This window comes from Acidobacteriota bacterium, assembly GCA_016184105.1.
In the GTDB taxonomy this organism is placed as follows: domain Bacteria; phylum Acidobacteriota; class Vicinamibacteria; order Vicinamibacterales; family 2-12-FULL-66-21; genus JACPDI01.
The window spans coordinates 74,361-88,609 of the sequence record JACPDI010000006.1; the positions used below are offsets into that span (position 1 = coordinate 74,361).

Consider the following 14,249-nt stretch of genomic DNA (forward strand, 5'->3'; position numbering starts at 1 on the left):
GATTCAGTCTACATCACCCGAGCGCCGGCCCCCCGGCGCTCCGCGGCGATTGCCGCGGCGACGACCAACGCCGCGCCGCCGCCGAGCGGGAGCGCCGTCAGAAACCGTGTCATGTTGCCCACCGGCCATCCGGCAATCCATTCGGCCGCCAGCGTCAGCACCGTCGGGATCGCGCAGAGCGCCAGCAGCGCGCGCGCCACCGCCGGCGTGAGGTGCGGCGCCTTGATGCGCCACGATCCGCCGGCAACGAGACCGGCGAGCCCGCCCACGTACAAACCGAGGCAGCGCGCGCAGACGGCGACCGGCCCGGCCGCGACTTGAAAGGTTCTTTCCGGAATCTGGTGACAGACGAGCGCGGCGGCGGCGTAGATGAACGACGCGTCGAGCAGCGGCGCCGCGATGACGGCGAGCGTCCAGACCGCGGCGGATGCGAGGAGCAGCGGCAGGAGCATGATGAGAAGGGGTCGGGGCCTGTTTCCTGATGCGGGAGAGAGGAAAAAGGCTCCCGACCCCTTTTTATCACCTATCGCCGCGGCAGTGGGGCGCTGGCCGTGTTCGCCGCGGCTGTCGACCCGCGCGCGCGTTCCGCGAAGTACCCGGTGCGGGCGCGCAGCCGCAGCTCGGGCCGCGAGACCACCTGCACGATGACGCGGCGAAAACGGCCGTCCGCCCGGCCGTTCTTCGGCGAGTAGCCGATCGCGTACTGGTGTTCGAGCTCGTCGGCGATCTTTCCGTAGACGCCACTCAGGTCCTCGATCGCTGCGGGGAAGAATGCCAGCGCGCCGGTCTCCTGTGCCAGCGTTTTCATCGAATACAGCGCCGTGGAAAAAGTGCCGTGTTGCCTGGGGCCCAGGCGCATGCGCAAGGAGATCGTGTAGATGCCCACCCCGCTCTTCTTCGCCTCGCCCAGCACGTCGTCGAACGAGATGAGGCTGCAGGTGTCGTCGCCGTCCGAGAGCACCGCGATCGCCTGGCGGCGCACCTCCCCGGACTGACGGGCGGAGCGGCCGAATTCCTTCAGGGCCACGTAGATCGCGTTGTTCAGCGCCGTCGCTCCACTCGGCTGCGTCGAACGGACCGCGCGTTCGAGGCTCGGGAAATCGCCGGTGAGCGCCTGCAGAACCTGCACGCCATCGTTGAAGGCGACGACGGCCCCGCGGTCCTGCCCTCGCAACGTGCGCAGGAAGCCCAGGGCCGCCTCGTGCACCGATTTCATCTTGTCGCTCATGCTCGCGCTGGTGTCGAGGAGGAGGATCAGATCGAGCGGGACGTCGGAGGTCGCGAAGAAGGAGACGTCCTGCTGGACGCCGTCTTCGAACACGGCGAAGTCGGTGGCGGCCAGGCCCCGAACGAAGTGCTGGTTGCGATCCAGCACGGCGACGCTGAGCGCGACAAGCTCCGCGCCGCTGCGAAAGACGGGCGGCGGCACCTGCGCAACAGTGTCTTTCAGCGCCGGGACCGGCGGGAGCAGCTGTGCGTGCGCCGCAGCCGCGACGCTCAGCACCGCGAGAAACGAGAGACCCAGTCGCCGCACAGCACGCCTCCTTGCCGACGTCCCGTCAGGTGCTCAGCAAGTGACATACCGCACCGCGCCGACCCGGCGGCGTGCCCCTCGGAGCCCGGCAGTATGTCGTGCGCGACCCAGTTGCGCTCCGGGACTACCAGCCGGCAAGCGATGTGAGTAAATGCCTCCACACCGGCGCGGCCAACGCCTTGAGGAGCACGTCCGCCACCAGCCCGGCCATCGCCAGCACGGTCCAACGCCGGGGTTCGCCGTCCCATCGCCACCGGCCGCCGCCGACGGCGCAGATGACGGGGCCCGACAGGACGACGCCGAGCACGACAAAACTTGTTATCCGGATTACAGACCAGGGATGCCACGCCGCTGCGAGCAGCCAGGGCGACCCGCCGTGATGGGCCAGCGCTCCCACGTAGTGCCCCATGTAGTTCATCAGCGCGGCCCCCATGGGCATCGAGAGGGCACTGCCCGTCGCGAGCGAAAGGCCCGAAAACACCGCGGCCTGGCCGAGGTGCTGTGGGATGGACTCGCGGGGGCGGCTCTCGCGTCCATCGCTCGTCGCGACCCACGTGAACATCTCGCGCTCGTACGCGGCGGCGTTCAGGAAGAGGCGTGCGGTCGTGGCAGGGCGCGCGTAGGCGAGGGCCGTCGCAAACACGCCCATCGACAGCGCCCAGACGAGCATGAGCCCGATGGCGGTCCGCAGCTGGCCCCGCCGCACGGGAGCGATCATGAAGGGATATCCCGCCAGCGCGTTCAGGACAGGAACGAGATACGGCAGGCCGACGACCCAGCCCGCGATGTACGATGCCGCCGTCGCGCACACGACGACGGGGGCGGCGTTCACAGCCTGAGCGGGCCGAAGTGCCGCTCGTACCGGTCTCTGAAGTCGTCCCACGAATACGAGTGGCTGCTGCCGCCGAGATGTTCCAGCGCGTAGGTGGCGGCGACCGATCCAAGCCGCGCGCAGGTGACGTAGTCCGCGCGGCGCGCGAGCCCCTTCATGAAGCCGCCGCGATAGGCATCGCCCACCCCCGTGGGATCCGCCTCGCGCTCGGGTGCGACGGCCGGCACGTCGACGGCCTGCCGTTCCGCGGTAATCGTCGCCCCCTTCTCGCCGCGCGTGACCACGAGGACCCGGACCTGCGACAGGAGGTCGGCGTCGGAGAGCCCCGTTTTCTCGCGGATCAATTCGAACTCGTAGTCGTTGCAGATCAGGATCTCCGCGCCGCGCAGGCCGTGCCTCAGCTCGTCGCCGGTGAGCCGGGCGCACTGCTGTCCGGGATCGAAGATGAACCGGACGCCCAGCGCGCGGCACTCGTCGGCGTACTGCAGCATCGCTTCGGGATCGTTGGGCGCGATGATCGCGAGCCCGCAGCCGTCGATCGTGCGGAACGACAGCTCCGCGGCGTTCGCCATGGCGCCGGTGTAGAACGAGGCGATCTGGTTGTGCTCCGCATCGGTCGAGCAGAAGAACGACGCGGTGAACTTCCCCGCGATTTCCTTCACGAGCGACGTGTCCACGCCGGCGGCCTCCAGCCAGCGGCGGTAGTCGCCGAAATCCTCGCCCGCGGTGGCCATCAGGTGCGGCCGCTCGCCGAGCAGCGCGAGCGTGTACGCGATGTTCGGCGCACAGCCGCCGCGCCGCTTGTCCATGGAATCGACGAGGAACGACAGGCTCACCCGGTTGATGTGCTCCGGCAGGATGTGGTCGGTGAACTTCCCGGGGAACGACATCAGGTAATCGAACGCGATGGAACCCGTGACGACAATCTTCATGAAAGATATTTTCCGATGATCGGCGCCAGATCGCGCTTGACGCGCTCGGGCACCGCCTCAGGCCTGGTGATGATGGCGTACCGCAGCGCATGCGCGCATTCGCAGTCCCGCGCGATCGGGAGGCGCCCGACGGCTTCGGCAATCACGCGCTGCGCCGTCCTGGCGTTGGCGACGAGGTTGTCCACGATCATCTCGACGGTCACCGCGTCGTGGTCCGGGTGCCAGCAGTCGTAATCGGTCACCAGCGCGATCGTCGCGTAGCAGATCTCCGCCTCCCGCGCGAGCTTCGCCTCCTGGAGGTTGGTCATGCCGATGATGTCCATCCCCCAGCTGCGATACAGCTTCGACTCGGCGAGCGTCGAGAACTGCGGCCCCTCCATGCAGACGTACGTGCCGCCGCGATGCACCGTGGCGCCCGCCGTCACGCTGCTCTCGTACGCGATCTCCCCCAGCGCGCGGCAGATCGGATGGGCAAACCCGACGTGCGCCACCAGGCCGTTGCCGAAAAACGTGCTGACGCGCCCCCGGGTGCGGTCGAAGAACTGGTCGGGAATGACCAGATGCTGCGGCACGTACCGTTCCTGCAGCGAGCCCACCGCGCTCGCCGACAGGATGAATTCCACGCCGAGCGTCTTCATGCCGAAGATGTTCGCGCGGTAGTTCAACTCGGTCGGCATGTAGCGGTGTCCCGCGCCGTGCCGCGACAGGAACGCCACGCGCCGCCCGCGCAGCGTCCCGACGACGTACGGCGCCGACGGGTCGCCGAACGGCGTGGTCAACGTCACCTCGTCCCGGTCCGTCAGCTCCGGCATGTCGTACAGGCCGGAGCCGCCGATGATGCCAATCTGGATGTCGCTCATGTGAATGAATCCGTGAATTATACGTGCAGCTCGACTGGTTCGACGAACGGCCGGCCGGCCCGTTCCCTGATGATCCCGGCGGCGACCTTCGGATCGTGCTCGAAGAACACGAGGTACTCGCGGTCAATCGCCTCGCGGAGGAAGGCCCGCTTGAATTCCAGCGTCTCCATCGGATACAGGTCGTATGCCATGATCCACGGCGCATCGACGTGGGCCGTCGTCGGCATGAGATCGGCGGCGAACACGGCGACCTCGGATTTCGACTCGATGTAGATGATGGTGTGGTGGCGCGTGTGGCCACCCGTGCGAACGGCCCGGATGCCGGGAATCGCCGCCGGCGCGACCTCGCCATCACCGTCCATGAACCGGACGACGCCGGCGTCCATCAACGGGACAAAGTTTTCGGGCAGGTAGCTCGCGCGACTCCGCTCGTGCGGGTGGGTGGCATCGTCCCACTCGCCGCGCCGGATGACGTACTCCGCGCGGGGGAACAGCGGGTGGAGCGCGCCGGTCGCGTCGCGACGCGTGAAGCCGCCGACGTGGTCGAAGTGCAGATGGCTGGCCAGCGCGACGTCGACGTCCGCGAGCCCGACCCCGGCGGCCTGGAGCGTCTCCTCGAGCGACCGCTCGCGGCGGATGCCATAGATGTCCGTGCTCTTCGCGTCCATCTTCTCGCCGATGCCCGCGTCGATGATGAGCGTGCGGCCGTGGCCGCGCACGACGAGCGGCCGCATGCCGAGCGCGATGCGGTTCCGCGCGTCGGCCGGCGCGCGCCGCTCCCAGAGCGGCTTGGCCACCACGCCGAACATCGCGCCGCCGTCCAGATGGAAATAGGCGTCGCAGACGGAGATGAGCTCGAGGTCCCCGACAATCACGGCTTCTGGATCAGCTCCACCAGCACGCCGTGCGCGGCCGAGGGGTGGATGAACGCGACGAGCGAGCCGTGCGCGCCGGGGCGCGGCTCCTGGTCGATCAGGCGGACGCCGCGGGCCTTGAGGTGCGCCAGGGCGGCGCGGATGTCGTCCACGCGCAGCGCCACGTGGTGCAGGCCGGGCCCGCGCTTCTCGACGTACCTGGCGATCGGCGAGTCGGGCGCGGTGGCCTCGAGCAGCTCGAGAAACCCCTCGCCTGCCGGTATGAAATGCGCGCGCACGCGCTGTGACGGCACGTCTTCCGGCGCCGCAATCTCCAGACCGAGGATGTCGCGATAGAGCGCCAGCGAGGCCTCGAGGTCGCTCACCGCGATGCCGATGTGATCGAGGATCGCCTTCATCCCAACGCTCTCCTGAGCAGGTCCGCCGTGGCGGTGTACGGGTCGGTCTCGCGCGCGGCAATGCGATCCAGCAGCGCGTCGAACTCTCCCGGCTCCAGCACCTGCTCCTCGACGTGCTGCATGAACCTCCGCCCGAGCAGCTCGCGCAGGCGGAACTCGGCGCGCGCACGCCGGCGCGCGCCCTGCGCCTCCCGCATGTGCTCGCGGAACCGTTCTATGGTATCGAGCAGCTCCGGCAGGCCGCGCCCCGTCGTCGCCTCGGTCTTCAGGATCGGCGGCCGCCACGCCCCGTCGTTCCACGTCTCGAGGGCCAGCATCGCTTCAAGCGACGCGGCGGTGCGATCCGCCCCCTCGCGGTCCGCCTTGTTGACGACGAAGATGTCGGCGATCTCCATGATGCCGGCTTTGAGGGCCTGCACCTCGTCGCCGGTCCCCGGCACGATGACCACGATCGACACGTCGGCGGTGCGGACGATATCCACCTCGTCCTGCCCCACGCCCACCGTCTCGATGATGACGAGGTCCTTGCCCGCCGCGTCGAGCACGAGCGCGGCTTCGCCGGTGGCGCGCGCCAGGCCCCCAAGGTGGCCGCGCGTGGCCATGCTGCGGATGAACACGCCGGGATCGGCCGCGTGGGCCTGCATCCGGACGCGGTCGCCGAGAATCGCGCCGCCGGTGAACGGGCTCGTGGGATCGACGGCGACGATGCCGACGCTCGGCCCGCGCCGGCGGATCTCGGCGGTCAGCCGGTCGACCAGCGTGCTCTTGCCGGCGCCCGGGGCGCCGGTGATGCCCACCAGGTAGGCGCCGCCGGTGCGGGGGAAGATCGCGCGCACGAGGCCCGCCGCTTCCGGCGCCTCGTCTTCGATGAGCGAGATGCCGCGCGCGATCGCGCGCGGGTCGCCGGCGAGGATACGGTCCGACAGCGCCACGTCACTGTCCCAGCAGCTGCCGCGCGATGACGAGCCGCTGGATCTCGCTCGTGCCTTCGCCGATCGTCGTGAGCTTCACGTCGCGGAAGAACTTCTCGGCCGGGTAGTCCTTCACGAAGCCGTAACCGCCGTGAATCTGCACGGCGTCTTCGGCCGCGCGAACGGCCGTCTCGCTCGCATAGAGCTTCGCCATCGAGGATTCGCGCGTCATCCGCTGCCCCTGGTCCTTCAGGAAGGCCGCGCGATAGGTCAGCAGCCGCGCCGCCTCGATGCGCGTGGCCTGGTCCGCCAGCTTCCACTGGATCGCCTGGAAGGCGGCAATCGGCTGTCCGAACTGCCGCCGCTCGAGCGCGTAACTGCGGGCGCACTCGTAGGCGCCCTGCGCCAGCCCCACCGACAGCGCCGCGATGCCGATCCGCCCGGCATCGAGCACCTGGAGCGTGTTGATGAAGCCCTGTCCTTCCTCGCCGAGCAGCTGGCCGGCCGGCACCCGGCAGTCCTGGAAGAGCACCTCGCTCGTATCGCTCGCGCGCATCCCCAGCTTGTTTTCCTTTCGGCCGGGCGTCATCCCGCTCGTGCCCGCGTCGACGATGAACGCCGAGATGCCGCGATGCCCCCTGGTGCGATCCGTCACCGCCATCACGACCATCACCCCGCCGACCGTGCCGTGCGTGATGAACTGCTTGGAGCCGTTGATGACCCACGAATCACCGTCCCGGCGCGCCACGGTCTTCATGCCTGCCGCGTCGCTGCCCGCCCCCGCCTCGGTGAGCCCCCACGCGCCGAGCATCTTGCCCTGCGCGAGCGGGGCGAGCCACCGCGCCTTCTGGACGGGCGTGCCGAACATGTTGATGTGAGCGGAGCACAGGCCGTTGTGCGCCGCGATCGACAGCGAGATGGAGGGGTCGACGCGCGCCAGTTCCTCGATGCAGATGCAGTACTCCACGGCGCTCATCCCCGCGCCGCCGTACTCCTCGGGGAACTGGATGCCGGCCAGGCCTAGCTCGGCGAGCCGGGCCAGGAAATCGGGTGGAAACGACTGCGCTTCGTCCCACTCCATGACGTGCGGGCGGATTTCGGCTTCGGCAAACTCCCGGACCGTGCGGCGCAGCAGCGCCTGCTGGTCGGTGAAGGACAGATTCACACCAGAATCTTACGTTAGAATGGCCGCATGTTGCGCTTCCGCCTGTGGTCGCTGTCGGCCCTGTTCGTCATGCTTGGTGCCTCGCCCGCCTTCGCCGATGCGACGGCATTCATCGGCGCGACGCCGACCCCCTCGAGCCGCGTGTCCAAAGGACTGGCGATCGGGATCACGGTCCTCGTGGTCGGGTTCGAGTTCGAATACAGCGACACGGTCGAGGACCTCGAGGCCGCCGCGCCGTCGCTGCGCAGCGGCATGGGCAACGTGATCGTGCAGACGCCGATCGCGGTATCCGGACTGCAGTTCTACGCCACCGCCGGCGGTGGCATCTACCGCGAACGCCTCGCTGACGTGCAGGAAACGAACCTCGGGATGAACATCGGGGGCGGAGTGAAGGTCTCGCTGCTCGGGCCGCTGAAGCTGCGGCTGGATTACCGGCTGTTCACGCTGCGGGGCGCGCCGCTGCACAGCAAGCCGCAGCGGGTGTATGCGGGGCTGAACCTGGCGTTTTAGGGGTCAGATCTCGAAAACACACTTTTTTCTAGGTCTGACCCTTTTCCCCAAAAGGGTCAGACCTAGAAAAAAGTGTGTTTTCGGTTTTCGAGATCTGACCCCTAAGCGTCTACTGGACGGGCTTCGAAAAATCCGCCACGAGCGTCAGGTTGGCAATGCTCTGGCCGGCAAACGCGTCCTTGATCTTCTCGTAGATCGCCTGCGCCTCGCTCGGCAGCGTCTCGGCAATGATCTTCGTCGCCGTGTAGTCCGCTCCGGCGACCGCCGGGTCGATGAAGTAGATGTACATCACGTTGCCGCCGCTGGCCTCGGACATCTTGTACACCTTCCAGCCGGCGGCCTGCTGCTTGCGCACCGGGTCCGCGCTCTTCTGCAGCGACTCGTGCAACTTGGCCAGGAACGCCTCGAAGTCAGCGGTCTTTTCGGGCTTGATGATGTTGAACAGCAGGCCGGCCGGCCCGTTGAATTTGCGGCCCGGGTCCGCTGCGGGCTGTTGCTGCGCGGGCTGCTGCGCCTGTGTCTGGGGCTGAGCCGGCGGCTGCTGCTGTTCCGAAGTCTGGGCGAACGCCGCGGCCGGAACCGCGAGCACGAGTGCGAGCGTGAAACGCGCGAGAAACCGCATTCAATCCTCCTGAAAGAGCCCTGACGGGGAGCCGATACTTTAACGTACTGGCGGGCGTCAGACGAATACCGACAAAATTTCGTTGGCGACCAGCATACCCCGGCGTGTCAGGCGCAGCCGTGATTCGTCGCCGACGACCAGCCCCGCCGCCTCGTACGGTTCGAGGGAAGCGCCGTAGCGGGCGTGAATATCCGTGTCATAGCGCGCACCGAGCGCCTTCACATCCACGCCGTCAGCGAGGCGGAGGCCGGTAAAGAGCGCGTCCTGGAGTCGCTCGTCGCGGCTGAGGGGCCGGCGCTCCGCGACCACCGGTGCCCCGGCATCGATCTTCGCGATGTACTCGCCGGTGCCGGACACGTTCCGCCAGCGCACGCCGTCACGTGTCGAGTGGGCGCCGCAGCCGAACGCCAGCCACTCGCCGTCCTGCCAGTATTTGAGATTGTGGCGCGACTCGCGGCCGGGGCGCGCCACGTTGGAGATCTCATACTGCCGGTACCCGCCCTCCTCCAGCGCCGCCATGCTCCACTCGTACATCTCTGCCGCGTCATCGTCTGGCGCCTGCGACCAGCGCGCGCGCGCCATCTCTTCTTTCAGCGGCGCGTTGGGATACAGCTCCAGGATGTAGAGCGACGCGTGGTCGGGACCCACGGCGATGAGCTCGCGCACGTTCGCCTGCCACTCTGCCAGCGTCTGCGCCGGCAGCCACATCATCAGGTCGAGGCTGATGTTGTCGAACCCTGCCGCCCGTGCCTCCCGCACCGCATCGCGCGCGCGCCGCGCGTCGTGCAGCCGCCCGAGCCGCCTCAACTCCTCGTCGTGAAACGATTGGACGCCGAAACTGATGCGGTTCACTCCGGCGCTCCGGAACGCAGCAAGCCGCGCCGCATCGACCGTTTCAGGGTTGGTCTCGAGGGTAATCTCCGTGGCCGGCGCGAGGACGAACGCGTCGGCGCACGCGGCGATGAGACGGCCGACTTCTTCCGGCTCGAGCAGCGACGGCGTGCCGCCGCCGAAGTACATCGTGTCCGCCGCGTGGCCGTCCGCGGCCGTACGGATCTCACGCTCGATCGCCTCCACGTACCGCCGCTTGAGCCCGGCGTCGAGCAGGCCCCGGTTGAAGTTGCAGTAGTTGCAGATTGCGCTGCAGAACGGAATGTGAAGATACAGCCCGAGCATTGCAGAGTACAGATTGCTAGGATCCCGCCTTCCCCCCGCTCCATCCAAGTTCGCGCCCCGGCCTGAGCTGCGCCTTGATCCGCGACGGCGCCGCGCGGCTGGGCAGGGTCGTTTTCGACTTCTTCCCCCCCTTCCAGAGCATCTGCAGGTCCTCGGCGCCGCCGTTCGGCGGGAGGTGGCGGTAATCGGCCCCGTCGAAGTCGTAGAAGTCGCACATTTCGCGGAGCCTGGAGTGAATCCGCGACCCAATCCGGCAGATGAGCGCGTTCGGGTCGTCCACGTCCGGGCTGTCCTCGTAGTTCGAGGTGAAGATCGTGATCTTCCGGTCGTTGTACCGGGTCGTGACGATGAGATTCATCGTTTCTTCGACCCAGTCCGAGAACCGCTCCTTGCCGATGTCGTCGAGGACGAGGACGTCGGTGTCGAGGACGGGGCGGAGGATCTGGAACTCCTGCCCGGGCACGCCAGGGTCGTACGTGCTGCGGATCTCGCGAAGCAGCACGGTGCTGTCGTAAAAGATCCCGCGGGCGCCGCGGTCGCGAATAAGTTGCCGCAGCACGGCGACGGCCAGATGCGTCTTGCCGATCCCGTGCGGGCCGACGAAGCACAGGCCCTTGTCGACATTCGGAAAGTCCTCGACGAACCGTCGCGCGGCGGCGTGCGCGCGCTTGAGCCCCGGGTTGTCGTAGAGGACGAAGTTCTCCAGCGAACACCGCGAGTACCGCCGATCGACCCGCGCCGCCGCGAGCACGCGCGCGATCGATTCCTTGCGCCAGCACTCGCAGCGCTCGACGCGACGCACGCCGTTCACGTCAACAGGACGCCAGCCGGTGTCTTCGCAGTGGGGACACGACATGTCGGAGAGAGACGACAGGATAGCATCAAACGCCGCACCGCGGAACTCGCAGAAGGCGCGGAACACTTCTTTCATCCGACCAACACATTCTCTTGCGCCTTCCGCGTGTTCTGCGACGGTCAGTTCAGATAGCTGCGGAGTCCGACGGCGCGCTTCGAGTGCCGCAGCTTCGCCTTGGCTCGCGATTCGATCTGCCTGATGCGCTCGCGGGAGAGCCGCAGCCGATCGCCGATCTCCTGCAACGTGCGCGGCTCCCCTTCGCGCGTGAGGCCGAAGCGAAGGCGGACGATCTCCCGCTCCTTCACGTCCAGCTCCGAGAGCGCGCAGGCGAGCTGCTCGGCGAGGTGGCGCCGGATCACGTCGTCTTCTGCCGGCGGGACGGCGACCTGGTGGATCGTGTCTTCCATGTGCACGCCGTCGGTGCCCTCGCCCGCGACCAGGTCGCTCAGCGAGACGTCGGTGGCGCCCAGCTCGGTCAGCGATTCGATTTCGGCCGGTGACAGACCCAGTCGGGCGCCGATTTCCTCCATCGAGGGGGCGCGGTCCAGTGTTTCGGCGAGCGCCGCCACGTCGCGCCGGAACTTCAGGGCGGCGCCGGACACCTTCTGCGGCAGCGAAAACACGCGCGATTGCGACGACAGCGCGTGCAGGATGCTCTGGCGCACCCACCACACGGCGTACGTGATGAACTTGACGTGCCGGCCCGGGTCGAAGCGCTTTGCCGCTTCGATGAGGCCGAGATTTCCCTCGTGAATCAGGTCGAGGAACGGCACGCCGAAGTCGCGGTACCGCTTCGCGTAATGCACGGCAAACCGCAGATTCCCTTCGACGAGCCGCCGCAGCGCATCGTCGTCGCGGCCGCGGCTCTGCTGGATGCGGTGCGCGAGCGCCTGCTCCTCTTCAGGAGTGAGGCGCGGGGCGCGCGCAATCGCGCGCAGGTAGGCGCGCAGCGCGTCATCATCCGCAGGATGGGATCGCCGGGCCACCACGGGATGATATCAGCTCTGTTTGCGCTCTTTCGGCCGGGGCTCGTCGTGCACGACGACGCCGGTACGCGCGCGGACGAGATCGCCGGGCGCGGCCTTGACGATGGCCGTGCTGAGGCGCTGCTCCCAGTCGCCCAGCCCGCGTGCGAGCTCGTGCTTCACGTACTCCATGAACTCGTTGACCTCGCGCTGCATCTGCTCCATCTTGCGGCGCATGTTCAGGATGATCTCCACGCCGGCAAGGTTGACGCCGAGGTCGCGCGTGAGCGAGAGGATGGTTTCGAGCCGCTCGAGGTCTTCCTCGGAATAGAGGCGGGTGTTCCCCTCGGTGCGCGATGGCTTGAGCAGCCCTTCGCGCTCGTAGAGGCGGAGCGTCTGCGGGTGGATGTTGTACTTCTGCGCGACGGCGCTGATCATGTAGTACGCCTTGCCGCCGCCTTGCCGCTTCGCCGCCATCGTTACACGCCCAGATCTTTGCGGACGTCGTCCGCGTTGAGCCGCGCGAACTCACGCATCAGCTCCTTCGATCGCTCGTCGCGCAGCTGCGGGACCACGATCCGCACCTCCACGACGAGGTCCCCGGCGCGCCCGTCCGCCGTCGTGACGCCGCGCCCGTGCAGCCGGAAGCGCTGGCCTGTCTGGGTCCCGGGCGGGACGCGCACGCGCGCCACGCCGTCGGGCGTCGGCACGTCAATCTTCGCGCCGAGCGCCGCCTCGTGCACCGCGATCGGCGCGACGAGGTGCAGATCGTCTCCCTCGCGCCGGAACAGCCGGTGCGAGGCCACGCGGACGGTCACGATCAGATCCCCCGTGGATCCGCCGAACCGGCCCGCGTGCCCCTTGCCCGGGACACGCACGCGGGTGCCGTCCGCGATCCCCGGCGCGAGCCGCACGAGAACCGTCTCGGTCCGCGGGTGCATGCCGTGCCCCGCGCACGACGGACAGGGCTCCTGGCGGAGACGCCCCGTGCCGCCGCAGGACGTGCAGGCGCGGCTGAAGACCATGTGGCCGCGCGTCCACCGGATGTTGCCGCTGCCGTGGCACGCCAGGCACTGCCCGCCGGCCGTGCGGATCGCCCCGCGCCCCTCGCAGGGGGCGCACGTTTCCTGCCGCGTGATCGTCATCCGCCGCTCGGCGCCGCGTACTGATTCCTCGAAGGCGAGCGGCACCTCCGCGTGAATGTCGGCGCCAGACACGGACCGCGTCTCGTCGAGCCCGGCCGAGCGCTGGAAGACGTCGGCGAACAGCTCGCTGAAGGTCGCCCCGGTCCGCGCGTCGCTCACCACGGAGAAATCAAACCCGTCGAACGACAGCGGGCTGACATCCTGGTGCTCGGCCGCGCCGCCGGTGTCGTACGTCCGCCGCCGCTGCGGATCGACCAGCGTCTCGTACGCCTCCGCGATGCGGCGGAAGAGCGTCTCGGCCGTGCGATCGCCCGGGTTGATGTCCGGGTGATACTTCCGCGCCAGCCGCCGATAGGCGCGCTTGATCTCGCCTTCGCTGGCGCCGGGACGCAGACCCAGGATGACGTAGTAGTCCATACCTTCGGTGGCGAAGTCAGGCACGAGTCATCAGACACAAGGCACGAGGACCGACTCCGAAACCTTGTGCCTCGTGCCTCCTGCCTCGTGCCCGATTTACTTCTTCTCGTCCTCGACCACTTCCGCGTCGATCACTTCCCCTTCGCGCGCGCCGCCGGCCGGCTGGCCCGCCGCGGCGCCGCCCGGGGCGCCGGCCTCGGCGCCCCCCTGCTGCGCCTGGCGATACAGCACTTCGGCAGCCTTGTGTTGCGCCTGGGTGAGCTGATCCATGCCGCGCTTCATCGCGTCGAGGTCGTTCTTCTCGATCGCCGACTTCAGCGACTCCATCGCGGACTCGATCGCCTGCCGATCGGACGCCCCCAGCTTGTCGCCGGTGTCCTTCAGCAGGCGCTCGGCCGCGTAGACCGCCTGGTCCGCGTGGTTGCGCGTCTCGATCTCCTCGCGGCGCTTCTTGTCCTCCTCGGCGTGCGACGATGCCTCGGAGACCATCTTGTCGACCTCGTCCTTGCTGAGGCCGCTCGACGCCGTGATCGTGATCTTCTGCTCCTTCTGCGTGCCGAGATCCTTGGCCGACACGTTCACGATGCCGTTGGCGTCGATGTCGAACGTGACCTCGATCTGCGGCACGCCGCGGGGCGCCGGCGGGAGCCCCACCAGGTGGAACCGCCCCAGCGTGCGGTTGTCGCGCGCCATCGGGCGCTCCCCCTGGAGGACGTGCACTTCGACGCTCGTCTGGTTGTCCGCCGCGGTCGAGAAGATCTCGCTCTTGCGCGTCGGGATCGTCGTGTTGCGCGTGATGAGCGTCGTCATGACGCCGCCGAGCGTTTCGATGCCGAGCGAGAGCGGCGTGACGTCGAGCAGGAGCAGGTCCTTGACCTCGCCCCCCAGCACGCCAGCCTGCACCGCCGCCCCGACCGCAACCACCTCGTCGGGGTTGACCCCCTTGTGCGGATCCTTGCCGAACAGCTCGCGCACGATCTGCTGGACGCGCGGAATACGGGTCGAGCCGCCGACGAGCACCACTTCATCGATCTTCGAGGTGTCGATCCCC

Annotated in this window: 17 protein-coding genes; 1 reads left to right on the forward strand and 16 read right to left on the reverse strand. The window is 68.3% G+C overall.

The annotated features are described in order from the left end of the window. Positions 1–8: 8 nt before the first annotated feature. The 9 genes from HYU53_01420 to HYU53_01460 all read right to left on the reverse strand — a co-directional run bounded on the left by HYU53_01420 (position 9) and on the right by HYU53_01460 (position 7,507). A complete protein-coding gene (locus tag HYU53_01420; protein ID MBI2219848.1) occupies positions 9–452 on the reverse strand; it encodes a DUF2085 domain-containing protein in 444 nt (147 codons plus the stop codon). 71 nt (positions 453–523) lie between these two features. Next, the gene (locus HYU53_01425; protein ID MBI2219849.1) at positions 524–1,534 is read right to left on the reverse strand and encodes a VWA domain-containing protein; all 1,011 of its coding nucleotides are present in this window, start codon (positions 1,532–1,534) and stop codon (positions 524–526) included. 124 nt (positions 1,535–1,658) lie between these two features. Continuing rightward, positions 1,659–2,366, reverse strand: coding sequence for a hypothetical protein (locus HYU53_01430; GenBank protein MBI2219850.1), 708 nt, complete (start codon positions 2,364–2,366; stop codon positions 1,659–1,661). Continuing rightward, a complete protein-coding gene (locus HYU53_01435) occupies positions 2,363–3,298 on the reverse strand; it encodes a carbohydrate kinase family protein (protein ID MBI2219851.1) in 936 nt (311 codons plus the stop codon). Before HYU53_01435 ends, HYU53_01430 begins: the two co-directional genes overlap by 4 nt. Beyond that, positions 3,295–4,158 (reverse strand): S-methyl-5'-thioadenosine phosphorylase, encoded by an 864-nt coding sequence (mtnP, locus tag HYU53_01440; GenBank protein ID MBI2219852.1) that lies wholly within the window; start codon positions 4,156–4,158, stop codon positions 3,295–3,297. Before mtnP ends, HYU53_01435 begins: the two co-directional genes overlap by 4 nt. 17 nt (positions 4,159–4,175) lie before the next feature. After that, positions 4,176–5,033 carry an MBL fold metallo-hydrolase gene (locus HYU53_01445; protein MBI2219853.1) on the reverse strand — a complete coding sequence of 286 codons (858 nt, stop codon included), beginning with the start codon at positions 5,031–5,033 and terminating at the stop codon, positions 4,176–4,178. Beyond that, the gene (mce, locus tag HYU53_01450) at positions 5,030–5,431 is read right to left on the reverse strand and encodes a methylmalonyl-CoA epimerase (GenBank protein ID MBI2219854.1); all 402 of its coding nucleotides are present in this window, start codon (positions 5,429–5,431) and stop codon (positions 5,030–5,032) included. Before mce ends, HYU53_01445 begins: the two co-directional genes overlap by 4 nt. Further along, complete coding sequence (meaB, locus tag HYU53_01455; protein ID MBI2219855.1) at positions 5,428–6,363, reverse strand: methylmalonyl Co-A mutase-associated GTPase MeaB; 936 nt, start codon at positions 6,361–6,363, stop codon at positions 5,428–5,430. The genes mce and meaB overlap by 4 nt, the downstream gene beginning before the upstream one ends. 1 nt (position 6,364) lies before the next feature. Next, positions 6,365–7,507, reverse strand: coding sequence for an acyl-CoA dehydrogenase family protein (locus HYU53_01460; protein MBI2219856.1), 1,143 nt, complete (start codon positions 7,505–7,507; stop codon positions 6,365–6,367). Positions 7,508–7,534: 27 nt separating this feature from the next. Between HYU53_01460 and HYU53_01465 the strand changes: the two genes are divergently transcribed. After that, positions 7,535–8,017 carry a hypothetical protein gene (locus HYU53_01465; GenBank protein MBI2219857.1) on the forward strand — a complete coding sequence of 161 codons (483 nt, stop codon included), beginning with the start codon at positions 7,535–7,537 and terminating at the stop codon, positions 8,015–8,017. Positions 8,018–8,126: 109 nt separating this feature from the next. On the opposite strand, the gene HYU53_01470 is transcribed toward HYU53_01465, so the two are convergent. From HYU53_01470 to HYU53_01500, 7 genes are all read right to left on the reverse strand, one after another. Continuing rightward, positions 8,127–8,639 carry a hypothetical protein gene (locus HYU53_01470; protein MBI2219858.1) on the reverse strand — a complete coding sequence of 171 codons (513 nt, stop codon included), beginning with the start codon at positions 8,637–8,639 and terminating at the stop codon, positions 8,127–8,129. Positions 8,640–8,696: 57 nt separating this feature from the next. Then, a complete protein-coding gene (gene hemW, locus HYU53_01475; GenBank protein ID MBI2219859.1) occupies positions 8,697–9,815 on the reverse strand; it encodes a radical SAM family heme chaperone HemW in 1,119 nt (372 codons plus the stop codon). 16 nt (positions 9,816–9,831) lie between these two features. Further along, a complete protein-coding gene (locus HYU53_01480) occupies positions 9,832–10,746 on the reverse strand; it encodes an ATP-binding protein (GenBank protein ID MBI2219860.1) in 915 nt (304 codons plus the stop codon). A gap of 44 nt (positions 10,747–10,790) precedes the next feature. Continuing rightward, positions 10,791–11,657, reverse strand: coding sequence for an RNA polymerase sigma factor RpoD/SigA (locus HYU53_01485; protein ID MBI2219861.1), 867 nt, complete (start codon positions 11,655–11,657; stop codon positions 10,791–10,793). A 12-nt stretch (positions 11,658–11,669) separates the two neighbouring features. After that, entirely contained in the window at positions 11,670–12,113 is a 444-nt protein-coding gene (locus HYU53_01490) for a helix-turn-helix transcriptional regulator (protein ID MBI2219862.1), read from the reverse strand. Between the two features lie 2 nt (positions 12,114–12,115). Beyond that, entirely contained in the window at positions 12,116–13,222 is a 1,107-nt protein-coding gene (locus HYU53_01495) for a J domain-containing protein (GenBank protein ID MBI2219863.1), read from the reverse strand. Positions 13,223–13,294: 72 nt separating this feature from the next. Then, positions 13,295–14,249, reverse strand: a 955-nt coding sequence (locus HYU53_01500) for an Hsp70 family protein (GenBank protein ID MBI2219864.1), incomplete at its 5' end; no start/stop codon positions are given.